Origin of the sequence: Streptomyces sp. NPDC001536 (assembly GCF_042894505.1) — a bacterium.
Classification (GTDB): Bacteria; Actinomycetota; Actinomycetes; order Streptomycetales; family Streptomycetaceae; genus Streptomyces.
The window spans coordinates 62807-84495 of the sequence record NZ_JBIAVQ010000012.1; the positions used below are offsets into that span (position 1 = coordinate 62807).

Consider the following 21689-nt stretch of genomic DNA (forward strand, 5'->3'; position numbering starts at 1 on the left):
GCCTCCGAGGAGCTGGTGCGGCACCCACGCCAGCTTTGCCTCCTCCCACTGACTCGCCCCGTCTCCAAGGACTTACCGAGCGTGTGATCGGTGGGTGAGGAGATGGTCGATGGCGTCGGTGACGTCGTCCACGGCATGGTGAGGGACCGTGAGGTCGTCGGGCCAGGATTGTCCGCGCACCCAGATGGTGCGCAGGCCCGCGGCCGCGCCGCCGGCGATGTCGGTCTCGGGGTTGTCGCCGGTCATCCAGTCGCCGGAGGTGAGTTGGGTGCCGCACCGTGCGGCGGCGAGCTCGAAGAGGCGTGGGTCGGGCTTGCGTACGTCGATGTCGCCGGAGGCGGCGATGCCGTCGATGAAGTCGGCGAGGCCGGTGGCCTGGACTTTGGCACGCTGAATGTCACTCGCGCCGTTGGTGGCGACACCGACGCTCCAGCCGGCGTCTTTGAGGCGGGCCAAGCTGTCGAGGACGGCGGGGCGGCAGTGGACGGCGGCCGCCATGCGGTCGACGTAGACCCGCCACAGATGCTCGGCCGACTCCTCGATCCGGAAGGCGGCGCGCAGACGGTCGAAGTCGTTGCGATCCGCATGGTCGGCCAGTTCGGTGAGCAGCCAGCCCTCGATCTCGGGGCCGTAGGCGTGGTCGTGGGCCAGGTCGGCTATGGCATCCGCGAACGCGGCGCGGCGGTCGACCAGGGTGCCGTCCAGGTCGAAGAGGGCGAGGCGCATGCCGCCGACCCTAACTTGCTGAATCCTGATGGGGCGTGCGGCCAGGAAGCGGCTCGATACCGGCTGCGGTGAGCGGTCGTCAGCGGCTGCCGGGAAGAGCTGAATCACCACTCGGCGGTCGCGGACCGCATGCGAAGACCCTCAACGAGCAGATCCCCGACGACCGCGGAACCGCTGCCCGCTACCAAAGAACCGATGACTCACTGAGCTCGCCTCGCCGTGCCGGTACAGCTCGCGCGCAGTGGCCCGGATCCCGGCATGCCTGTGGGCTCCGGATACGTCCGGAGCCCACAGGCATGCTGCTGAGTGGGGGGTTACCAGCGATACCAGCGGCCCCTGCGGCCGCCTGTGTCCGCGGAGCGCATGACGAAGCCCAGCAGCCAGACGACCAGCACGATGACGGCGATCCACCACAGTGCCTTCAGCGCGAAACCCGCGCCGAAGAGGATCAGAGCCAGCAGAAGAACGAGAAGCAGGGGAACCATAGTTATCAACCTCCGTCGCTTCTGGTGCCCGGCAAATACGGGAACACACGGTCGATTTCCTTGGTTTCTCCACCGTCCATGCGGGCACTCATCCCGGTTTCTCCACGGCGTTCACCTCACCCCACTGCCGGTAGCCGGCCATCGGGCACGTGGCGCGATCGACGCGAGAGACTTTGTCCTGAGTGTGGAAAAAGAAGACCCCTACTCATGCGTAAGTACTTCCCAGCCTGGAAAATCGTTGTTACGTTCCTCCTCAACAACCTGACGGTGCAGTCGGTGGACAGGCGCCTGGATCCCCGGCCATGGGCGAGGGGAGAGGAGGGATCGTGCGACGGATGACCGCTCGACCTGAGAACGCACATCAGGCGCGGCTGCTTCGCCTACTGCGTGACAACGGGTCCAACTCCCGCGCCCAGCTGGGCGATCTGGTGGACCTGTCCCGCTCGAAGCTGGCAGTCGAAGTGGACCGGCTGCTGGAGACGGGGCTGGTCGTCGCGGACGGGCTGGCCCCTTCCCGGGGCGGCCGGCGGTCGCACAACATCCGGCTCGCGCCGACGCTGCGGTTCCTCGGTGTCGACATCGGGGCCACCTCGATCGATGTCGCTGTGACGAACGCGGAGTTGGAGGTCCTGGGGCATCTGAATCAACCGATGGACGTACGCGAGGGCCCGGTCGCGGTCTTCGAGCAAGTCCTGTCCATGGCGGCGAAGTTGAGGGCGACGGGGCTCGCGGAGGGCTTCGACGGCGCCGGCATCGGTGTGCCGGGGCCGGTCCGCTTCCCCGAAGGTGTTCCGGTGGCTCCGCCGATCATGCCGGGCTGGGACGGGTTCCCGGTCCGGGAGGCGCTCAGTCAGGAACTGGGCTGCCCGGTCATGGTCGACAACGACGTGAACCTGATGGCGATGGGGGAGCAGCACGCGGGCGTCGCGCGTTCCGTGGGTGACTTCCTCTGCGTCAAGATCGGTACCGGTATCGGTTGCGGCATCGTCGTCGGCGGTGAGGTCTACCGCGGTACGACGGGCAGCGCGGGCGACATCGGGCACATCCAGGCCGTGCCCGGCGGCCGTCCCTGCGCCTGCGGCAACCGGGGCTGCCTGGAAGCCCACTTCAGCGGTGCCGCGTTGGCCGCTGACGCGGAGCAGGCCGCGCGTGAGGGCCAGTCGGCGCAGCTTGCCGCGCGGCTGGACACGGCCGGGCGGCTGACGGCCGAAGACGTGTCGGCCGCCGCGGCAGCGGGGGACGCGGTGGCCCTGGAGCTGATTCGGGAGGGCGGGAAGCGTCTGGGCCAGGTCATCGCCGGGCTCGTCAGTTTCTTCAATCCGGGGCTGGTGGTGATCGGCGGCGGTGTGACCGGGCTCGGGCACACGCTGCTGGCCAGCGTCAGGACCCAGGTGTACCGGCAGTCGTTGCCGCTCGCCACGGGCAATCTGCCGATCGTGCTGGGGGAGTTGGGACCGGCGGCCGGAGCGATCGGCGCGGCCCGGCTCATCAGCGACCACGTCTTCTCACCCGCCTGACCCGCTGCCCGCCCGGTCGGCAACGGACGCCTGCGCGCGCCACCGCACCCCGGTGGCCTCGCTGCCACGGCACCGCAACTCCATGGCGCCATCGCGATACCCGTAGAACATCCGTAGAGCAGCACCCATAGAACTACCGCACCACCACCGCCCCGCCGTATCCACCGCATGAGGTGCCGACGGCAGGCTCCCACCACCGCACGGTCCCCAGGCCACCAGGCCTGCTCCGCCCTGCCCAGCACCCACGCCCCGGCGGCACGCCGCCCCGGGCTTCCCAGAGCTGCCCACATACCCGATCCGCCCTGCCCAGCTCCGCCCGCTCACGGCCCGCACCTGCCGAGGGGATTTCTCATGGCACCACCATCACCGCTGCTCACCATGTCCGGAATCACCAAGTCGTTCCCGGGCGTTCGCGCCCTGGACGGTGTGGACCTCGAGGTCCAGGCCGGCGAAGTCCACTGCCTCCTCGGTCAGAACGGAGCCGGAAAGTCCACGTTGATCAAAGTGCTCGCCGGCGCTCACCAGCCCGACAGCGGTGAGATCACCTGGCAGGGCGAGGAAGTGACCCTGGGGTCGCCGATCGCCGCCATGCGCCTCGGGATCGCCACCATCTACCAGGAACTCGACCTGATCGAGGGGCTGTCCGTCGCGGAGAACGTCTTCCTCGGGCACGAACCGACGTCCGCCGGGTTCGTCGTACGAGGCTCCGCCGCCCGTACGGCGACCGCGGAGTTGCTGGAACGTCTGGGGCACTCGGAGATCGACCCGACGCGACTCGTCGGTGACCTGTCCGCGGCGCAGCAGCAGATCGTCTCCATGGCCCGCGCACTGTCCCACGAGGTCCGGTTGATCGTGATGGACGAGCCGTCCGCGGCGCTCGACCCCGAGGAGGTGGACAACCTCTTTCGGATCGTCGGCGGCCTGACGGCTGAGGGGGTCGCCGTCATCTACATCTCCCACCGCCTTGAGGAGATCCGGCGCATCGGTGACCGGGTCACGGTCCTCAAGGAGGGCCGCTCGGTCGCGGGAGGGCTTCCCGCCGAGTCGACGCCGACCCATGAGGTCGTCGCTCTGATGACCGGTCGGAACGTGGAGTACGTCTTCCCCGAGCGCCCCGAGGCAGGGTTCGCGACGGGGAAGGAACCGGTGCTGAGGGTCGAGGGGCTCACCCGGCGAGGGGAGTTCGCGCCCGTCGATCTGGAGCTGCGGCCCGGGGAGATCGTCGGTCTGGCCGGGCTCGTCGGGTCCGGGCGCAGCGAGATCCTGGAGACGATCTACGGGGCTCGCCGGCCCGACGGCGGCCGGGTCCTCGTCGAGGGCATCCCTTTGCGCCCGGGAAGTGTCCGCGCCGCCGTCCGTGCCGGCATCGGCCTCGCACCCGAGGAACGCAAGGCGCAGGGCCTGCTGATGCTGGAGTCCGTCAGCAGCAACGTCTCGGTCTCCACCCTGTCCCGGTTCGCCCGCGCGGGCTGGATCGACCGGCGTTCCGAGCGGGCCGCGACGCATCAGGCGGTGCGGGAACTGTCCCTGCGCCCGGACAATCCCGACGCCGCGATCAGGACCCTGTCCGGCGGCAACCAGCAGAAGGCCGTCCTCGCACGGTGGCTGTTGCGGGGCTGCAAGGTGCTGCTGCTGGACGAGCCGACCAGGGGCGTCGACATCGGCGCCCGGGCGGAGCTCTACGCCGTGATTCGCCGGCTGGCCGACGAGGGCCTGGCCGTACTTCTCGTGTCCAGTGAGGTGCCCGAGGTCCTGGGACTCGCCGACCGGGTGCTGGTGCTGCGGGAAGGCAGCGTCGTGCACACCGCGGACGCCCGGGAGCTCGACGAGCACCGTGTACTCGATCTTGTGATGGAAGGGAGCCCGACGCCATGACGCAGCCGGCCACCGCGCCCCAGAAGGAAGCGCCGACGTCCGCCGCCAAGTCCGCGGGGGGCCAAGGCAGTTCACGCCGACCCGTGCTGCGGTGGGACGTGCGCACACTGTCCCTGCTCGGCGTCCTCGCCGCACTGATCCTGGTCGGCGGGATCACCGCGCCGGACGAGTTCCTGGCGACGAGCAATCTCCAACTCGTCCTCACCCAGGCGTCCGTGATCGGTGTCGTCACCGTCGGCATGACCTTCGTCATCACCAGCGGCGGGATCGACCTGTCGGTCGGCGCGATGGTGGCGCTCGCCTCGGTGTGGGCGACGACCGTGGCGACCCAGGAGTTCGGCTTCGCCGGCATCCTCTTCACCGCCGTGATCGTCGGTGTGGGCTGCGGACTCGTGAACGGTCTGCTGATCGCCTACGGCCGGATGGTGCCGTTCATCGCGACGCTGGCCATGCTCGCCTCCGCCCGCGGCCTGGCGTTGCAGATCACGGATGGCAGCACCCAGGTCGTGAGTGTCGAATCGGTGCTCGATCTCGGTACCAGGGACTCCTACGTCCTCGGCATCCCGCCCCTTGTCCTGATCTTCGCCGCGGTCACCGTCATCGGCTGGCTGCTGCTCAACCGCACCACCTTCGGCCGCCGCACCGTCGCGGTCGGCGGCAACGCGGAGGCCGCCCGGCTCGCCGGCATCGACGTCCGCCGCCAGCGCCTCTACCTCTACCTGCTGTCCGGGCTGTGCTGCGGCATCGCCGCGTTCATGCTGATCGTGCTCGCGGGCTCGGGCCAGAACACCAACGGCAACCTCTACGAGCTGGACGCGATCGCGGCCGCGATCATCGGAGGCACCCTGCTCAGCGGCGGCCGCGGCACCATCATCGGCTCCGTCCTCGGGGTCCTGATCTTCACCACGATCACCAACATCTTCGCCCTGAACAACCTCGAGACGGCCGTCCAGCAGATCGCGAAGGGCGCCATCATCGTCGCCGCCGTCCTGGTCCAGCGCCGCTCGCTGCACGGCGACACCTGACGCCGTACCGCACACCGCCGGACGGCGGCCCCTGACACCGCCGTCCGGCACCCCACAGCCCCCATCTGACGCACACCCGCCCAGTCGAAGGGTCGATCCACCATGGCAAGAACCCCCGCCACGAGCCGCAGAGCCCTGCTGTTCGGCACCGCGGCCGTCTCCGCCGGCGCGCTGCTGACGGCCTGCACCAGCAATGAGCCCAAGAACCAGGAAGGGGCGAAGGACAACGCCGCCCCGGTCGCCGACGACAAGCCGGGCAAGGCCGTCACCATCGGCTTCGCCGGACCGCAGGCCGACCACGGCTGGCTCAACGCCATCAACGACAACGCCAAGTCCCGTGCGAAGAAGTACTCGGACGTCACCCTGGAGATCACCGAGGGTTCCAACGACACCGCCCAGCAGATCGGCCAGATCCAGACCCTGATCAACAAGAAGGTCGACGTCCTGGTGATCCTGCCCGCCGACGGCAAGGCCCTCACCCAGGTCGGCCTCCAGGCCATGCGGGCGGGCATCCCCGTCGTCAACCTGGACCGCGTCTTCGCCTCCCCGCAGGCCTACCGCTGCTGGATCGGCGGCGACAACTACGGCATGGGCCTCAACGCCGGCCACTACATCGGCGAACAGCTCAAGGACACGAAGAACGCCAAGGTCGTTGAACTCGCCGGCCTCGACAACCTCGAACTGACCCAGCAGCGCACCAAGGGCTTCGACGACGCGCTGAAGAACTACCCCAACATCAAGAAAGTGGCCCGCCAGGCGGCCGACTTCACCGTGGAGTCCGGGCAGGCCAAGATGGCCCAACTCCTCCAGGCCCAGCCGAAGTTCGACGCGCTGTGGAACCACGACGACGACCAGGGCGTCGGCGCGCTGCGCGCCATCGAGCAGGCCGGGCGCGACGACTTCCTGATGGTCGGCGGCGCGGGCGCCAAGTCCGCGATGGACGCCATCAAGGCCGGCGACAGCGTGCTCAAGGCGACCGTCCTGTACCCGCCGACGATGGCCGCCTCCGCCATCGATCTCGCCCGGGTGCTCGGCCAGGGCAAGGGCGTCGGCGGCCTCGCCGAGTTCGAGATCCCGTCCTCGCTGACCCTCTACTCGGCCGTGGTCACCAAGGACAACGTCGACCAGTACCTGCCGACCGGCTTCATCTGACCGGCCCGGGCCGCGCGCCCCGCGAACACAGCGAAAAGTCAGTGACACTCCGACGAGGAGGAATCCGTATGGAACAGAGGGACAGTCGGTCCGCACCGCCGGCACTCGGCGTGGGCATGGTCGGCTACGCGTTCATGGGCGCCGCGCACTCACAAGGGTGGCGCACCGTTGGGCACGTGTTCGACCTGCCGCTGCGGCCGGTCCTGGCCGCGATCGCCGGCCGCGACGCGCACGCCGTGCGGGCCGCGGCCGACAAGCACGGCTGGGCCGCGACGGAGACCGACTGGCGCGCCCTCATCGTCCGCGACGACGTCCAGCTCGTCGACATCTGCACACCGGGCGACAGCCACGCCGAGATCGCGATCGCCGCGCTGGAGGCGGGCAAGCACGTGCTGTGCGAGAAGCCGCTGGCCAATTCGGTCGCCGAGGCGGAGGCCATGACCGCGGCAGCCGAAGCGGCCCGCTCACGCGGGCAGTTGGCCATGGTGGGCTTCAACTACCGGCGGGTGCCCGCCCTCGCCTTCGCCCGTCGGCTCATCGCCGACGGCCGGCTCGGCACGCTGCGCCACGTGCGGATCAGCTACCTCCAGGACTGGCTGGTCGACCCCGGCTTCCCGCTGACCTGGCGGCTTGAGCGGGAGCACGCGGGGTCGGGGGCGCTCGGCGACCTCGGCGCGCATATCGTCGACCTCGCGCAGTACCTGGCGGGGGAGGTGCTGGTCGGTGTCTCCGCCCAGATGGAGACCTTCGTCAAGCACCGCCCCCGCCTCGACGGTGCCTCCTCGGGCCTGACCGCTTCCGGCGGCACCCAGCACGGCCCGGTGACGGTCGACGACGCGGCCGTCTTCACCGGCCGGCTCGCCTCGGGCGCGCTCGCCGTGTTCGAGGCGACCCGGATGGCCTCGGGGCGAAAGAACGCCCTGCGACTGGAGATCAACGGCGAGTCCGGTTCGCTCGCCTTCGACCTGGAGCGGCTCAACGAACTCTCCTTCCACGACCACCGGGAGCCCGCCGCCACGGCGGGCTTCCGCAGGATCGTCGTCACCGAGGCCGAACACCCCTACCTGGAGGCCTGGTGGCCGCCGGGCCATGCGCTCGGCTACGAGCACACCTTCGCCCACCAGGCCCGCGACCTGGTCGAGGCCATCGCGTCCGGCACCGACCCGATGCCGTCGTTCGCCGACGGTCTCCAGGTGCAGCGGGTGCTCGCCGCGGTGGAGGAGAGCGCACAGAAGAACTCCGTCTACACCCCTGTCCAGGCCGTCGAGGCCGAAGTCCGCTAGAGAGCCGCCAGGAACCCCGCTCGGAGGCACCATGCCACGCCCGTTCACCCTGTTCACCGGTCAGTGGGCCGATCTGCCGTTGGAGGAGGTCTGCCGGCTGGCCGCCGAGTTCGGCTACGACGGCCTCGAACTCGCCTGCTGGGGCGACCACTTCGAGGTCGACAAGGCGCTCGCCGATCCGTCCTACCTGGCCGGCCGGCACGCCCTGCTGGAGAAGTACGGCCTGAAGTGCTGGGCCATCTCCAACCATCTCGTCGGCCAGGCCGTGTGCGACCACCCCATCGACGAGCGGCACCAGGGCATCCTGCCCGCCCGTATCTGGGGCGACGGTGAGCCGGAGGGGGTGCGCCGGCGGGCCGCGGCCGACATCAAGGACACGGCGCGGGCCGCGGCGGCCTTCGGCGTCGACACGGTCGTCGGCTTCACCGGATCGTCGATCTGGCACCTGATGGCGATGTTCCCGCCGGTACCGGAACGGATGATCGACCGCGGCTACGAGGACTTCGCCGACCGCTGGAACCCGATCCTGGACGTGTTCGACAGCGAGGGTGTCCGTTTCGCCCACGAGGTCCATCCGAGCGAGATCGCCTACGACTACTGGACCACACAGCGTGCGTTGGAGGCGGTGGACCACCGGCCGGCCTTCGGGCTCAACTTCGACCCCAGCCACTTCGTCTGGCAGGACCTGGACCCGGTCGGCTTCCTGTACGACTTCAAGGACCGGATCTATCACGTCGACTGCAAGGAGGCCCGCAAGCGGCTCGACGGCCGCAACGGGCGGCTCGGTTCCCATCTGCCCTGGGGCGACCCGCGGCGCGGCTGGGACTTCGTGTCCGCCGGGCACGGTGACGTCCCCTGGGAGGACGTGTTCCGGATGCTGCGTTCGATCGGCTACGGCGGGCCCGTCTCCGTGGAGTGGGAGGACGCCGGCATGGACCGCCTCGTCGGTGCGCCGCGTGCGCTCGCCCATCTGAAGCGGTTCGACTTCGACCCGCCTTCGGCGTCCTTCGACGCAGCCTTCGCGGGCGGCGACAACTAGCGCTCCGCACCGAGGATGTGACACGCCGTCGGTCTTCGACGGTGCCGTCGCGGTAGTTGGGGCGCCGACGAACTCCAGCTGCCTTCCTGACCTGTTGAGAGCTGGTCAGATCGGTACCCGGTGGTGGGAGAGCCACCGGGCCGGTCCGGGCTGCCCTGACACCACTTTGTCCTGATCAAGGAAAAAGTTCGTCGTCTTCGGTGCGCGAAGGGTTCCGGTCAAGGACGAACGGGGCTACGGTCCCTTCGTGCACAGGAACCACACAGTGGTCCGAGACTGACGGCGCATTCAGGTCGCGCGGCGCACGGCTCGTGCGACCGGCAACGGAGGACGGCCCTGCACGGCGCAGGGCCAAGAGCCCCCAGACATCCCGCATTTCCCCACGACGGCACCTCGCCGCCCACGCGCACGCCGTAACCGCGCCGAACCGGGAGAAGCCCTCCTGGGCCGCGGCCAAAGCCGCCCCAATGCCGGCGGTGGACGGGAGGCCCCCGAGCCTCCTCCCACCGTCCTCCACACCACATCGGAACCTCGACATGGCAGGGAGGCAGCCCGTGAACAACGACCGCACAGCATCGGAGCCCCAGACCGACGCACGCACCGCACGCACCGGTGTCTGGTTCGTCGGAGCCCGCGGATCGGTGGCCACCACCGCCGTCGCCGGATGCGCGGCGGTCACCGCCCAACTCCATCCGCCGACCGGCATGGTCACCGAGACACCACCGTTCGACGGCACCGGCCTGCCGCCCCTGGCCGCACTCGTCTTCGGCGGCCACGACACCGCCCACTGCCCGCTGCCCAAGCGCGCCGAACACCTCACCGACGCCGGCGTCCTGCCGCACGGCCTCGCCCCCGCCGTACGCGCCGAACTCCAGGCCGCGGACGAGGAGATACGGCCGGGCGGCCCGCTCCCGGACGACCCGCGCGGCGACGAGGAACTCATCACCGACTTCGCCGCCGACCTCACCTCCTTCCGCGTGCGCAACGCACTGGCACGGGTCGTCGTCATCAACGTCTCCTCCACGGAACCCCTGCCCGCACCCGACGCCGTACGCCTGCCGCCCAGCTCCCTCTACGCGGCCGCGGCCCTGCGAGCCGGCTGCCCATACGTCAACTTCACACCGTCCACCGGGCTGCGCACCCCGGCCCTCGCGGACGCCGCCGCGGCCGGCGGGCTGCCCCACGCGGGCCGCGACGGCAAGACCGGCCAGACGCTGCTACGGGCCGCGCTCGCCCCGATGTTCGTCCAGCGCGCCCTGCGGGTGAGGGCCTGGTCCGGCACCAATCTGCTGGGTGGAGGCGACGGGGCGGCACTGGCCGACCCCGGCGCGGCCGCGGCGAAGAACGCCGGCAAGGAACGCGTCCTGACCGAAACCCTCGGACACGCACCGCAGGGTGAGGTGCACATCGACGACGTGCCGGTGCTCGGCGACTGGAAGACCGCCTGGGACCACATCGCCTTCGACGGCTTCCTCGGCTCGCGCATGATCCTCCAGACCATCTGGCAGGGCTGCGACTCGGCCCTGGCCGCACCGCTCGTGCTGGACCTGGCCCGCCTGGTCGCCCGCGCCCACGAGGCGGGCCTGTCCGGACCGCTCCCGGAACTGGGCTTCTACTTCAAGGACCCCGACGCGGGCCCCGCCGGCCTCTCGGAGCAGTTCACCGCCCTGCTGTCGTTCGCCGACCGCCTGCGGGCGGCACAGTGACCCGCTCCCTCCCGCTCCGCTGAACCCTCGACGGCCACCCCCCGCGTGCAGTGCCCGGCCGCGTCGCGGCCACCGAAGTGAAGTCCCTTCTCCCGCGGCTCTCCCGCCTCGTTCGAGACGGCAGCCGCCAGGCATCCGCAGCACCGTGACAACGAAAGAGAGAACCCTGTGACCGCGTTCAACGACGAAGCCGTCACCAGCGACGCCCTGCGCCGCACCCTCGGCGTCAGCCGCCGCCGTTTCCTCACCACCTGCACGGCCGTCACCGGCGCGGCGATCGCCGCCCCGGTCTTCGGCGCCACACCCGCCCTGGCGCAGGACAGATCCGCAGCCGCCGGCCATGACCGGGGCCGTTCCGCGCTGGTCCCGCCGCACAAGCGCGGCATCATCCTCTACACCGTCCGGGACGCGGTCGGCCGCGACCCGCTGGCCTCCGACCTGCCCTCCGGTTTCCGCGAGGTGTTCAAGCAGCTGTCGCGCTTCGGCTACCGCCAGGTGGAGTTCGCCGGCTACGGCCAGCACGCCAACGCGCCCGGCGGCGCCGACCTGGGCACCGTCCAGGGCGCGAAGCTTCTGCGCTCCTGGCTCGACGAGTACGGGCTGCGGGCGCAGGGCAGCCACGGCTTCATCCCGCCGTCCTGGCCCCTGACGCCGTCCGACCTGGACACCTTCAAGCGTTGGCTGGAGATATCCAACATCCTCGGCATGGAGCACATGGGCACCGGCGCCGACCCCACCAACACCCCCTACCGGGCCGACTGGGACGTCGCCGCGAAGAAGTGGAATACCCTGGGCGCCATCGCCCGCCGCGAGGGCATCAAGCTCTACACCCACAACCACGACAGCGCCTACGACTTCCTGCTCGACGGCGGCCCGCTCGACGCCCAGGGCCGGCCGACCCGCAGCTCCGGCATCCGCAAGCTGGAGTACTTCCTGAAGACGACGGACCGCAAGAGCGTCTATCTGGAGCTGGACGTCTTCTGGGCGCACGTGGCCCAGTACAAGTTCCACACGTACACCGCCCACGACGGCTCACAGCGCAAGGACGTCTTCGACCCGGCCGCACTCGTGGTCCGCAACACCAACCGCTTCCCGCTCTTCCACGCCAAGGACGGCGTCGTCAACCTCCAGAGCGGCCTGGGCTACGACATGGTGCCGTTCGGCACGGGCGACATCGACTACCGGAAGTTCTTCACCCGGGTGGGGGCGAAGAACTACCACAACCCGATGGTCGAGCAGGACAACGCACCGAGCGCGAGCGTGCCCGGTCAGTCCCTGGACTTCGCCCGCATCGGCTACGACAACCTCGCGGCCCTGCGCGCCCGCCACTGACGGAGCATCACCCGCCGTGCCCGCCTGGCGCCTTGGCGCCGGGCGGGTCCCCGGACATGCCCGAAAAGACCGAAAAGCTCAGGACGGACTTTCCTCGAAAAGGTTGAAACTTTGTCCTTGACGAGTTGAAAGTGTGCGTCCTAGCGTCCAACTCACGCATTTCGCCTGGCACTTCACCCGCTGGCCAGACCAAAGGAGTTCTGAGTGCGTAACAGACGGATCGTCACCCTCGTGGGGGCGGCTGCGCTGGCCGGAGCCATCGGGCTCACGCCGCTCTCCCCGGCCCAAGCCGCCAAACCGGACCCCGCACCGCCGGCCGCGTCGGACTTCCAGAAGGTCACCCTCAACGACCGCCCCGGCGAGCCCATGGCCCTGGCCGTCCTGCCCGACCGACGGGTGCTGCACACCGCGCGCACCGGAGAGGTCCGCATCCACGACCCCAAGAGCGGCGTGAACTTCCTCGCCGCCGACCTGAAGAAGAGCCCCGCAGGCCTCTACCAGCACGACGAGGAAGGCGTACAGGGCATCGCCATCGACCCCGCCTTCGCCAAGAACCACTGGGTCTACCTCTACTACTCGCCCCGCCTGAACACCCCCGTGGACGACCCGGCCACCGCGGGCGTCAACGAGGGCGACGCCCCGCAGTTCGGCACCGCCGCCGACTTCGCCAAGTACAAGGGCGTGACCCGGCTGTCGCGGTTCAAGCTCGTGGGAAACAAGCTCGACTACGCCACCGAGCAGAAGATCCTCGACGTGCCGGCCGACCGCGGCATCTGCTGCCACGTCGGCGGCAAGATCGACTTCGATGGCAAGGGCAACCTGTTCCTGTCCACCGGAGACGACTCCAACCCGTTCTCCTCCGACGGCTACGCCCCGATCGACGACCGCGCCGACCGCAACCCCGCCTACGACGCGCGGCGCACCGCGGGCAACACCAACGACCTGCGCGGCAAGGTCCTGCGCATCAAGACCAAGCCCAACGGCGGCTATTCCATACCGAAGGGCAACCTCTTCGCGCCGGGCACCGCGAAGACCCGCCCCGAGATCTACGCCATGGGCCTGCGCAACCCGTTCCGCTTCGCCGTGGACGACAAGACCGGCGAGGTCTACGTCGGCGACTACTCGCCCGACGCCAACACCGCCAACCCGGGCCGCGGCCCCGCAGGCCAGGGGCGCTGGATGGTCATCGACCGCCCCGCCAACTACGGCTGGCCGTTCTGCGTGACCCCGGACATGCCGTACCAGGACTACGACTTCGCCACCCAGACCTCCAGCGGCGCCTTCAACTGCGCCAAGCCGGTCAACGACTCGCGCCACAACACCGGCCGCAGCGAGCTGCCCCCGGTCGAGGACTCCGAGATCGTCTACGGCTACGGAGCCTCCGCGGAGTTCCCCGAACTCGGCACGGGCGGCATCGGCCCCATGGGCGGCCCGGTGTACAGCTACGACAAGCGCAACAAGGCCCAGAACCGCTGGCCCCAGTACTTCGACGGCAAGCCGCTCTTCTACGAGTGGACCCGCGACCAGATGAAGGCCATCACCCTCGGCAAGAAGAACGAGGTCCTGAAGATCGAGGACGCGATCCCCTCGATCACCACGGACGGCCCGATCGACGCGGAGTTCGGCCCCGACGGCGCGCTGTACGTCCTGGAGTACGGCACCGGCTACTTCGCCGAACTGCCCGAGGCCCAGCTCTCCCGCATCGACTTCACGCGCGGCAACCGCACCCCGGAGCCCAAGGTCGCCGCGGACGTGGTCAACGGCACCAGCCCGCTGACGGTCCAGTTCTCCAGCGCCGGCACCAAGGACGCCGACGGTGACGCCCTGCGCTACGCCTGGGACTTCGACGCCAACGGCACCGTGGACTCCCGGGAGGCGAACCCGAAGCACACCTTCACCGACAACGCCGTCTACGACGCCACGCTGAAGGTCACCGACAGCACCGGGCGTTCGGCCTCCGCCTCCGTCTCCGTCGTGGTCGGCAACAAGGCGCCCACCGTCTCACTGACCACCGACCCGGCCCCGCACGGCGGCACACCGTTCCACTGGGGCGACACGGTCACCTGGCAGGTCACCGTCACCGACGACCAGCCGGTGGACTGCTCCAAGGTCAGCGTCTCGTTCATCCTCGGCCACGACTCGCACGGCCACCCGCTCTCCACGAGCAACGGCTGCTCCGGATCGTTCGTGACCTTCGTGGACGGCGGTCACTCCGGTTCGGACAACCTCAAGGCGGTCTTCAACGCCACCTACACGGACACGCCCCCGGCCGGCCTGCCGTCCCTCTCGGGCAGTGCCGAGGTCGCACTGACACCGGCCGACTGACCGGACGCGACACACCACAGCGGGGCGCCACCTGGTGGCGCCCCGCTGCCGCGGCACAACCGGTCATGCGGTCCACAGACGGGCCACGCCGTCGGCGAGCTCGACGAACTGCCGGGCACCGGGGTGGTAGTTGGTGGGGGAGAAGCCGGGAACGGCGCCCAGGAGCTTCCCCGCGGTCGGATCCCATATCGACAGACCGCTGTCACCACCAGTGAACAGGTGCGTGCCATCGCTGAAGAAGGGCCCGGTCGGTCCTTCGAACGCCAGCAGTTCCACGGCCGTCGGTGTCCGCCACTGTCCACTTACAGCAGTTCGGCTCGTGTCGAATATCCGTGCCCCAGGCCTCATGGCACCGCCGTCGTCGCCAAGGCCCTCGACGGCGACCCGGACCGAGTCGATCCAGGTCATGGCGTGATCCCAGTAGTCGCCGCGGTCGCAGACATCGACCCGGCTCGGACCGTCCTCGGACTCCCAGACGTTGCCTTCGAACCATGGGTCGAGATCCCACACCGCGGGGATCCCGATGGGGTGCCACATCCAGCCGTCGTCCAGGATCCGTTTCCCGTCAGGGCTCACATACAGTGCGCCGTGGAAGTAGTCGAGGTCGTGCTCCGGCACGGCGTCCGCGGTTTCCTGCGCGGGGAGCTCGCGGTCGGTCAGCAACTCGCCCGTCTGCGGGTCCGACACATCCAGGCGGTTCCAGTCCGTGCGGTGGACCACCACGCAACGCCCACGACGCCGGGCGAACGCCAGGGAGAACGGCACCGTCTCTTCGTTGTCACCCTGGTTGTCCAGGTCCAGAGTGACCTCGCCGGTCCGGAGGTCGATCACCTCGCCGAAGCGGCCGTAGTCGTTGACCACCGCGGCGAACATGCCGTCGTGGGAGGCATGCAGGTGCCTGCGGAGCGTGCGGTCGTTCCACGTCTCGCGGCCGTCTTCCGCCGCAACGGCGGTGGCCCCGACAGCCTCATGACGACCGGCAGCGATATCCCACCGACTGATCGTGCCGTCCTCGCTCAACGCCAGCCAGATGCACCGATCGCCCTCACGTACTGGCGTCAGATCGGTGACAACACCCAAACGCGGTGGCACCGGGACCTGACAGACGGCGTCGCTGCTACCGATCATGGCTGCCCCCCGCTCCCCAAAACCGAAGCGACAGCATATCCGGGTGTGGGCCCCTGACATCTGTCAGACCGTGGCGTGCTGCGGTGGCACGGGTGGCTTCCCGTAAGGGCTGGTGCCACGAGGTCGCTTTCGCACGGTGCACGAGGGTGCGTGGCTAGCGCGCGGCCTGTGCGTAGGCGGTGGGGGTGACGCCCACCGTGGCGGTGAAGTCCCGTACGAGATGGGCCTGGTCGGCGTAGCCGAGGTCGGCGGCCAGGGCGGCCCAGTCGATGTCGCTGCGGGTGCCTGCCTGTTCCAGGGCTTCGTGGATGCGGTAACGGAGGAGGACCCACTTGGGGCTGACACCGACGTACGCGGAGAAGAGCCGTTGCAGCGCCCGCACGGAGAGGCCCTCCGCGCGGGCGAAGTCGCTGACGCGGCGGACCGTGCGGTCGGCCCGGATGCGCTGGACGAGGTCCGTGGCGAGGTCGGCCTGCGGATCGGGGACGGGGTCGAGGGAGAGCAGGAAGGCGTCGAGGACGGCGACGCGGGCGCGGTCGTCGGGGGGAGTGATGACCGAGCGGGCGGTGTCCTGGGTGATCCGCGGGAACACGTCCTGCGCGGCCAGCACGCGGCCGGTCCAGTGCGACACCGGTTCCTGTGGTGCGTAGGGGCGGAAGGCACCGGGCCGGAATTTCACTCCGCACACCCGGCCCCGACCGGTCAGCTTGCGGGTGTACAGGCCGAGCGCGACGCCGGTGAGCTCCCCGCAGGGCGGGCCCTCGTCCTCCTCCCACTGGAAGGTGAGGTGGACCGAGGGGTGCGGGACGACATGGGAGGCGTACGGCGCGGGCAGGTCCCAGTCGATGAGCCAGTACCACTCGACGTAGCGGCGCAGCGGCTCGGCGGGCTCGTGGCGGCGGAACCGCACGCGGGTCAGCAGCCCGGACGGGTCGACGATCCCGCGGGTGTCGCGGCGGGGTGCGGCCATGAGGGGATCGTATGTCGCGTTTCTTCAAGAGGGGCAGGGGTGGCCGCGCCTACGGTCGGTGCATGGACACGAATTCTGTGCGGACGTACGGCATCGGTGAGCTGCTGGGCATGGCGCGGGAGAGGGCGGTTCCGGTGCTCCGGGGCATCCCGGACGCGGCTCTGTCCGCTCCCACACCGTGTGCCGAGTACGACGTGAAGGCCCTGGTCAATCACCTCTTCCAGGTGATCGTGCAGTTCCAGCGGCTGGCCGCGAAGGAGGCGTCGGACTTCGGTGAGACGCCCGACCGGGTCACCGGGAGTCCTGAGTGGCGTGAGCGGCTCGTGGACGAGGCGGACCGGCTGGTGGCGGCCTGGACCGTGCCCGGCGCGGAGGAGGGGACGACCGGCGCGATGAACATGCCCGCGCGGCTGGTCGGCTCGATGGCCCTGCTCGATCTGACCGTGCACGTCTGGGATCTGGCGCGGGCGACAGGCCAGGACTACCCGGGTGCGGATGAAGCGGTCGTGGCGGAACTGTCCGGCGCGGTGGACGAGCTCGCGCCGACGGCCAGGAAAATGGGGGTGTTCGGGGAGCCCGTACCGGAGGCCGAGGGCGCGTCGGCGTTCGAGCGGCTCCTGGCTCGGACCGGCAGGGACCCGTACGGCAAATAGTCTCTGGACGACTATGGTCACGCGCCGCCAGATCCGCTGTGTCCTGCACCTTGCCTGACAGCGGACGCCGTTCCCGCGACTGTCCATATCGCCATGCCCCACAGGGAGAGCGCGGACGTCAGGCCCACTACCAGGCGAACGGTCTCGTCCGGGGCGTTCGCCACCCACACGGTCATGCCCGCCGTACCGGAAGCGACCAACAAGGCCGCCGGTACGCGCAGTCGGGGCTGTTCGAACACCGCCGCCAGCGGCAGGAAGTGGAGCCCTACGACGACCGCGACCAGGGGAGGAATGAGCACCGGCTCGCCGACCTGACGGCAGACCGCGGCGATCACGATGATCAACAGCCACTGGAGTCCGTTGATCTGGTTGAACCGCCGACGTCGGTCAACGGGGAAGGCTCCCCCTGCCGACCTGGGCAGGAAGCGGCGCGCGGCCAACATCAGCGCCACCGCGACGGCACAGCCGACTGCGATCAGAACCTGCCGCGTCAACCCGTCGAACGCGCTTGAGCCCAGCAGCCACCAGCCGAGCCCGAACAACGCGAGAAACCCCACCCCTGATCTGAACATGACCAAGATCCTAGGCCCGGCAGCGCGCCGAATTCACCCAACTCGTCAGCCGGTGCACCTCTCGTCGGATCCCCTCGCACGGTAGGCACCTACTAGGTACCATCGGGTGTATGCCATCCCTGAACGTGTCGTTCACCGACGAAGAGCTAGAGGGCGTGCGCGCGGCCGCGGCCGCCGACGGCAAGAGCCTCAAGCAGTATCTGCACGATCTCGGTGTCCGTGAGATGCAGCGCAGGCAGTTCATCACGGGTGCGAGTCAGTGGGCCGACCGGCTGCGCGGGGAGTTCGACGACGCCTTCCCCGACGAAGTACCCCCCGCCGAGCGCCCGGGCGGAGCCACGGCCGCCTGATGCATCTGCACATCGACGTCTCCTGGCTCCTCGACGTCCAGGAGGCGGCCCTCGGCAATGGTGAGGACATGTCCGTCGCGGACTACTCCGCCCTGGTCGCCGCGGTCGCCCGGCACAAGACCAAGCTGCCCACCCTTCAGGCCGCCGACCCGGACGCCGCATGGCGGGCCGCGGCGCTCATGCACACCATCGTCCGCCTCGAGCCCCTCCCGTACCGCAACGGCCTGTATGCCGCCTTCGTCACCGCCCAGTACATGAGCCAGTCCGGCGAGGGCATCGACCCGCCGTACGGCGCCCTGTCCGACCTCGTGCGCAAGATCCGCGACACCCGCCTGCGCGTTCCCGAGGTCGCGGACCGACTGCGCTCCTGGAAGATCTGACCAGGGCGCGGATGCACGACAGCAGGTTCGAGGTCGATCGCGTTCCAGAGCTTTTGGAGCGGGTGGAACGCCAGGACGACACAGAAGCGTGGCAAGAGCTGGGACGGCGGCTCGTGCTGGAGCATGACCTGGTGTTCCCCGCCGGTTTCGCCGCCCTGCCGCGCCTGGTGCGCCTCGCACCACGCAGCGCGGAGGCACGCGGCCTGGCCGGGAAGATCCTGGAGCGCGCAGCCGGACGGCACGGCTGTGATGATCTGCTGGCGGACTGCGCCGGCGCGATCGCGGAATTCGGTGTGGTGCTGGACCGGCACCTGCGGTCACGACCGGCCGACTACCTCGGGTCCTTCCGCGCCCTGCTGGCTGTCGAGGAGGAGTACCACTGGGCCAACGCTCTGGAGGGCTTCGAGGACGACATCAATCACGTGGACTGTCCCCACTGTGGCGTGGCGGTGACGATCGTCATCGGCGGCTTCGGGTGCTACTCGGAGACGTGGGACGGGGGCGAGGGGTTGCGACGGGACCTGCGGCCGGCGGCCGCCGAGGACCTCACCGGAACCAGCCGATGGATGCATCAGATCGCTGTCCGCGACGGTCAGGAGGTCCTCGCCGACGGGATCGCCCACCTCTTCGGCAAAGCGGAATGTCCGCGCTGTGCCAGCGTCTTCAGCGTCGCGGACGAGTACACGTCCGCCAACCGGCCGGTCCTGCGATAAGCGTCGCTCCGTTGCCCGGGCGCGATGACGAAGGCGAGCGAGCGCCAGGGGGTTCTCACCCTGCGTTCACGCACATAGGCTGACGGTGTCCGGTCGCCCGTGGAAGACCGCAGGAACGCACATCGTTCGGCAGCCCGAAAGCTGCCCGTGCCCCGTGATCCCGGGCAAGGACCGATTCGCAGCCCCCGCAGAGCAACCGGCCGTGTCCTCCGGTCGGGCCCTGCGTTCATCTCGTGCCCTTGCCGCTGCTTCCCTTCGTCGCGAGACCTGCGCGGTGCTCCCGCGCGCCGTCGCACGGTCCGACGCGGGGTACCTGGCTCCCGAACGCGCGCCAAGAGGGGGAATCGGACGCGCGAAGGAGCCTTCGACGGTCGCCGTCCGGTTCGGACGAACCCGGACGGCGACCGTAGGAACCGGTACCGGACGTATCCAGATGTCGCCTACGCGTGCCGCCGTCGGCGGAGCGGCGGTCAGCCGGGGTGGCCCCCGGGCCGGTCCGGTACCGGGGCCGGGATGGTCGAGGTGTCGAAGCCGCCGGAGATGATCTGGGCGGCGAGGTCCGACAGACGCAGGTGGCGGGCGCGGGCGTAGATCCGGAACGCGGCGAAGGCGTCGTCGACGGAGGTGTTCCAGCGTTCCGCGAGCACGCCCTTGACCTGCTCGACCAGGATCCGGCAGGTCAGCGCGTTCTCCAGCTGGCTGTTCTCGACGTGCGACTGCTCCAGGGTGCGCTGCTGGAGGATGGCGATGGTGGCCACGTCGGCCAGTGCCTGGGCGAGGGCGATGTCGTCGTCGCCGAGGTGGTGCGGGGTGGTCTGGAAGAGATTGAGGGCGCCGACGACGCGGTTGCGCAGCCGCAGCGGGATGGCGTGGGTGGCCACGTACCCCGTCTCGCGGGCCCGTGCCGTGAAGTTCGGCCAGCTCGTGGTGGACTCCGGGAGGGTCAGATCGATGTTGGTGCGGGGGGCGCCGGTGCGGTAGCACTCGACGCAGGGGCCCTGGTCGTGCTGGAGCGCGAAGAGCTCCAGCAGGCGGGTGTGTTCGTCGGAGGCGGCGATGATCTGGAGCTCACCGTGCGCGTCCGCGAGCAGGATTCCGGCCGCCGACACGTCGAGGAGCTCGACGCAGCGGGTGGACAGGCGGTGCAGAAGGTCGATGACGTCGAAATCCTCGACGAGGGAGTCAGCGACTTCCACGAAGATCTCGGCCAGACGTCGTTCGCGGGCCATGCCGATCATCCCTTTCCACCGTCGGGCGAATTCGGCCCGCTCATATCGTCGTTGAATCGGAGCCGCCGGGCCACCACGTCCTGCGCCACTTCGCCGAGGGGACGGCCGCCGGCGTAGGCGTGAGCCCGCAGCCGCAGTAGAGCGACTTCCATGGAGACGCCCAGCTGGACACTGACCATGCCCGTGGCCTGGTGCACGGCGGCGCGGTGCAGAGAGGACGTCTGCGGCACGGTCACGCCGGGGTCGGGGGTGTCGCTGTTCCGCCGGTCCGGTCGCTTCTCGTCCAGGCAGGCCACGGTCAGGGCGGCGGCCAGGGCGGCGGCGTCGGCGTACTGCTGATCGTTCGGAAGCCGGTCCGGGGCGCACAGCACGGTCAGGACGCCGACGCGGATGGCCCCGATACCCAGCGGGAAACAGCACACACCGCGTACGTCCATGTCCCGCGCGGCGGGCAGCAGCGCGGGCCACCGCTCGGGACGGACCCGGGCCAGGTCCGGTTCCAGCACGGGCGAGCCGGTGCGGATCGCGTCGTGTCCCGGGCCCTCGCCCAGGGTGAACTGGAGCTCCTCGAACCGCGCGCTCAGCGCCGGATGGCACCACAGCGGCTCCACCATCCGGCTCGCGCCCACCAACAGCGACAGGGCGACCCCTTCGGCGCCCAGAGCCCGCACGGACGCCTGCGCGACACCGTTCACCCCGCTCAGACGCAGTGAGCGCAGGACCTCGGCCATGCCCTCGCTGATCACCATGCTCCGTTCCGCAGCGGGCGGGGCTCCGAGGGGCGGGGTGCCGCCCGGACACCGCAGTACATCACGTGTCCCGGGCCCTCGCCGGATCATCGGCGGGTACGCCCTGCCGGGCATCGCCGACACTGGCGTACCGGGGGAAACGCGTCAGCAGGCCGGCGGCCCGGAACACGATCCCCGGCCCCGGGAGGGTGTGGACGACCCGTATCCACCCACCCCTGCCTCGGCAGTCGTCCCAGGCCGCGCACAGCGGGGACAGGACGCTTCCGTCCACGAAGGACACGCCCCTCAGATCGACGATCAGGAACAGCCGTCCGCTGCCGTGGCGGGCGCTCGCCAGGTCACGCGCGAAGGCCGACGCGGTCATCAGGTCCAGCTCACCCCTCGGCCGGACCACTCGGCACTCGTCGAACAGACCCGGATGCGGGCACATGCGACCCCATCTCTTCCGTCATGAATCGGATTCGCCTGGCGCAGGGCCTC

Annotated in this window: 21 protein-coding genes; 13 read left to right on the top strand and 8 right to left on the bottom strand. The window is 69.8% G+C overall.

The annotated features are described in order from the left end of the window. Positions 1-72: 72 nt before the first annotated feature. Positions 73-726, bottom strand: a complete 654-nt coding sequence (locus tag ACFY0U_RS29820; RefSeq protein ID WP_388641078.1) for an HAD family hydrolase — start codon at positions 724-726, stop codon at positions 73-75. Positions 727-1040: 314 nt separating this feature from the next. Continuing rightward, positions 1041-1211: a DUF5670 family protein gene (locus tag ACFY0U_RS29825; RefSeq protein WP_045563097.1), complete on the bottom strand. Its 171-nt coding sequence runs from the start codon at positions 1209-1211 to the stop codon at positions 1041-1043. A gap of 335 nt (positions 1212-1546) precedes the next feature. Between ACFY0U_RS29825 and ACFY0U_RS29830 the strand changes: the two genes are divergently transcribed. From ACFY0U_RS29830 to ACFY0U_RS29870, 9 genes are all read left to right on the top strand, one after another. After that, positions 1547-2728 (top strand): ROK family transcriptional regulator, encoded by a 1182-nt coding sequence (locus ACFY0U_RS29830; RefSeq protein ID WP_388641079.1) that lies wholly within the window; start codon positions 1547-1549, stop codon positions 2726-2728. Positions 2729-3079: 351 nt separating this feature from the next. Next, positions 3080-4603, top strand: coding sequence for a sugar ABC transporter ATP-binding protein (locus ACFY0U_RS29835; RefSeq protein WP_388641081.1), 1524 nt, complete (start codon positions 3080-3082; stop codon positions 4601-4603). Continuing rightward, a complete protein-coding gene (locus ACFY0U_RS29840; RefSeq protein WP_388641083.1) occupies positions 4600-5628 on the top strand; it encodes an ABC transporter permease in 1029 nt (342 codons plus the stop codon). The genes ACFY0U_RS29835 and ACFY0U_RS29840 overlap by 4 nt, the downstream gene beginning before the upstream one ends. Positions 5629-5730: 102 nt before the next feature. Beyond that, positions 5731-6780: a substrate-binding domain-containing protein gene (locus tag ACFY0U_RS29845; protein ID WP_388641084.1), complete on the top strand. Its 1050-nt coding sequence runs from the start codon at positions 5731-5733 to the stop codon at positions 6778-6780. A gap of 68 nt (positions 6781-6848) precedes the next feature. Further along, complete coding sequence (locus tag ACFY0U_RS29850) at positions 6849-8063, top strand: Gfo/Idh/MocA family protein (RefSeq protein ID WP_388641086.1); 1215 nt, start codon at positions 6849-6851, stop codon at positions 8061-8063. A 31-nt stretch (positions 8064-8094) separates the two neighbouring features. After that, positions 8095-9102: a sugar phosphate isomerase/epimerase family protein gene (locus ACFY0U_RS29855; RefSeq protein WP_388641087.1), complete on the top strand. Its 1008-nt coding sequence runs from the start codon at positions 8095-8097 to the stop codon at positions 9100-9102. Positions 9103-9638: 536 nt separating this feature from the next. Then, complete coding sequence (locus ACFY0U_RS29860; RefSeq protein ID WP_388641089.1) at positions 9639-10808, top strand: inositol-3-phosphate synthase; 1170 nt, start codon at positions 9639-9641, stop codon at positions 10806-10808. 168 nt (positions 10809-10976) lie between these two features. Further along, on the top strand, positions 10977-12140 hold the full coding sequence (locus ACFY0U_RS29865) for a sugar phosphate isomerase/epimerase family protein (protein WP_388641091.1): 1164 nt from the start codon (positions 10977-10979) through the stop codon (positions 12138-12140). A 204-nt stretch (positions 12141-12344) separates the two neighbouring features. Continuing rightward, positions 12345-14465 (top strand): PQQ-dependent sugar dehydrogenase, encoded by a 2121-nt coding sequence (locus ACFY0U_RS29870; protein WP_388641092.1) that lies wholly within the window; start codon positions 12345-12347, stop codon positions 14463-14465. A gap of 63 nt (positions 14466-14528) precedes the next feature. Here ACFY0U_RS29870 and ACFY0U_RS29875 read toward each other — a convergent pair whose 3' ends face one another. Together ACFY0U_RS29875 and ACFY0U_RS29880 are read right to left on the bottom strand one after the other, a co-directional pair. Continuing rightward, on the bottom strand, positions 14529-15653 hold the full coding sequence (locus ACFY0U_RS29875; RefSeq protein WP_388641094.1) for a hypothetical protein: 1125 nt from the start codon (positions 15651-15653) through the stop codon (positions 14529-14531). 94 nt (positions 15654-15747) lie between these two features. Then, positions 15748-16563: a DUF6597 domain-containing transcriptional factor gene (locus ACFY0U_RS29880; protein WP_388641095.1), complete on the bottom strand. Its 816-nt coding sequence runs from the start codon at positions 16561-16563 to the stop codon at positions 15748-15750. A 62-nt stretch (positions 16564-16625) separates the two neighbouring features. Between ACFY0U_RS29880 and ACFY0U_RS29885 the strand changes: the two genes are divergently transcribed. Then, the gene (locus ACFY0U_RS29885; protein WP_388641097.1) at positions 16626-17216 is read left to right on the top strand and encodes a TIGR03086 family metal-binding protein; all 591 of its coding nucleotides are present in this window, start codon (positions 16626-16628) and stop codon (positions 17214-17216) included. A gap of 17 nt (positions 17217-17233) precedes the next feature. Here ACFY0U_RS29885 and ACFY0U_RS29890 read toward each other — a convergent pair whose 3' ends face one another. Then, positions 17234-17788 carry a hypothetical protein gene (locus ACFY0U_RS29890; RefSeq protein WP_388641099.1) on the bottom strand — a complete coding sequence of 185 codons (555 nt, stop codon included), beginning with the start codon at positions 17786-17788 and terminating at the stop codon, positions 17234-17236. Positions 17789-17898: 110 nt separating this feature from the next. On the opposite strand from ACFY0U_RS29890, the gene ACFY0U_RS29895 reads away from it, so the two are divergent. From ACFY0U_RS29895 to ACFY0U_RS29905, 3 genes are all read left to right on the top strand, one after another. Then, a complete protein-coding gene (locus ACFY0U_RS29895) occupies positions 17899-18138 on the top strand; it encodes a hypothetical protein (RefSeq protein ID WP_388641100.1) in 240 nt (79 codons plus the stop codon). Next, on the top strand, positions 18138-18518 hold the full coding sequence (locus ACFY0U_RS29900; protein ID WP_388641102.1) for a toxin Doc: 381 nt from the start codon (positions 18138-18140) through the stop codon (positions 18516-18518). Before ACFY0U_RS29895 ends, ACFY0U_RS29900 begins: the two co-directional genes overlap by 1 nt. Before the next feature lie 113 nt (positions 18519-18631). Beyond that, positions 18632-19231, top strand: a complete 600-nt coding sequence (locus ACFY0U_RS29905; RefSeq protein WP_388641104.1) for a hypothetical protein — start codon at positions 18632-18634, stop codon at positions 19229-19231. Positions 19232-19701: 470 nt separating this feature from the next. Here the strand turns inward: ACFY0U_RS29905 and ACFY0U_RS29910 are convergent, their stop codons facing one another. The 3 genes from ACFY0U_RS29910 to ACFY0U_RS29920 form a co-directional block, all read right to left on the bottom strand. Further along, positions 19702-20469, bottom strand: coding sequence for a GAF domain-containing protein (locus ACFY0U_RS29910; protein WP_388641106.1), 768 nt, complete (start codon positions 20467-20469; stop codon positions 19702-19704). Then, positions 20466-21209 (bottom strand): ANTAR domain-containing protein, encoded by a 744-nt coding sequence (locus ACFY0U_RS29915; protein ID WP_388641108.1) that lies wholly within the window; start codon positions 21207-21209, stop codon positions 20466-20468. Before ACFY0U_RS29915 ends, ACFY0U_RS29910 begins: the two co-directional genes overlap by 4 nt. Before the next feature lie 61 nt (positions 21210-21270). Then, positions 21271-21639 carry an STAS domain-containing protein gene (locus ACFY0U_RS29920; RefSeq protein WP_388641110.1) on the bottom strand — a complete coding sequence of 123 codons (369 nt, stop codon included), beginning with the start codon at positions 21637-21639 and terminating at the stop codon, positions 21271-21273. Positions 21640-21689 lie beyond the last annotated feature (50 nt).

Coding starts and splice junctions, on each gene's coding strand:
- ACFY0U_RS29820 (WP_388641078.1), bottom strand. CDS start 726: ATGCGCCTCGCCCTCTTCGACCTGGACGGCACCCTGGTCGACCGCCGC.
- ACFY0U_RS29825 (WP_045563097.1), bottom strand. CDS start 1,211: ATGGTTCCCCTGCTTCTCGTTCTTCTGCTGGCTCTGATCCTCTTCGGC.
- ACFY0U_RS29830 (WP_388641079.1), top strand. CDS start 1,547: ATGACCGCTCGACCTGAGAACGCACATCAGGCGCGGCTGCTTCGCCTA.
- ACFY0U_RS29835 (WP_388641081.1), top strand. CDS start 3,080: ATGGCACCACCATCACCGCTGCTCACCATGTCCGGAATCACCAAGTCG.
- ACFY0U_RS29840 (WP_388641083.1), top strand. CDS start 4,600: ATGACGCAGCCGGCCACCGCGCCCCAGAAGGAAGCGCCGACGTCCGCC.
- ACFY0U_RS29845 (WP_388641084.1), top strand. CDS start 5,731: ATGGCAAGAACCCCCGCCACGAGCCGCAGAGCCCTGCTGTTCGGCACC.
- ACFY0U_RS29850 (WP_388641086.1), top strand. CDS start 6,849: ATGGAACAGAGGGACAGTCGGTCCGCACCGCCGGCACTCGGCGTGGGC.
- ACFY0U_RS29855 (WP_388641087.1), top strand. CDS start 8,095: ATGCCACGCCCGTTCACCCTGTTCACCGGTCAGTGGGCCGATCTGCCG.
- ACFY0U_RS29860 (WP_388641089.1), top strand. CDS start 9,639: ATGGCAGGGAGGCAGCCCGTGAACAACGACCGCACAGCATCGGAGCCC.
- ACFY0U_RS29875 (WP_388641094.1), bottom strand. CDS start 15,653: ATGTCAGGGGCCCACACCCGGATATGCTGTCGCTTCGGTTTTGGGGAG.
- ACFY0U_RS29880 (WP_388641095.1), bottom strand. CDS start 16,563: ATGGCCGCACCCCGCCGCGACACCCGCGGGATCGTCGACCCGTCCGGG.
- ACFY0U_RS29885 (WP_388641097.1), top strand. CDS start 16,626: ATGGACACGAATTCTGTGCGGACGTACGGCATCGGTGAGCTGCTGGGC.
- ACFY0U_RS29890 (WP_388641099.1), bottom strand. CDS start 17,788: ATGTTCAGATCAGGGGTGGGGTTTCTCGCGTTGTTCGGGCTCGGCTGG.
- ACFY0U_RS29895 (WP_388641100.1), top strand. CDS start 17,899: ATGCCATCCCTGAACGTGTCGTTCACCGACGAAGAGCTAGAGGGCGTG.
- ACFY0U_RS29900 (WP_388641102.1), top strand. CDS start 18,138: ATGCATCTGCACATCGACGTCTCCTGGCTCCTCGACGTCCAGGAGGCG.
- ACFY0U_RS29910 (WP_388641106.1), bottom strand. CDS start 20,469: ATGATCGGCATGGCCCGCGAACGACGTCTGGCCGAGATCTTCGTGGAA.
- ACFY0U_RS29915 (WP_388641108.1), bottom strand. CDS start 21,209: ATGGTGATCAGCGAGGGCATGGCCGAGGTCCTGCGCTCACTGCGTCTG.
- ACFY0U_RS29920 (WP_388641110.1), bottom strand. CDS start 21,639: ATGTGCCCGCATCCGGGTCTGTTCGACGAGTGCCGAGTGGTCCGGCCG.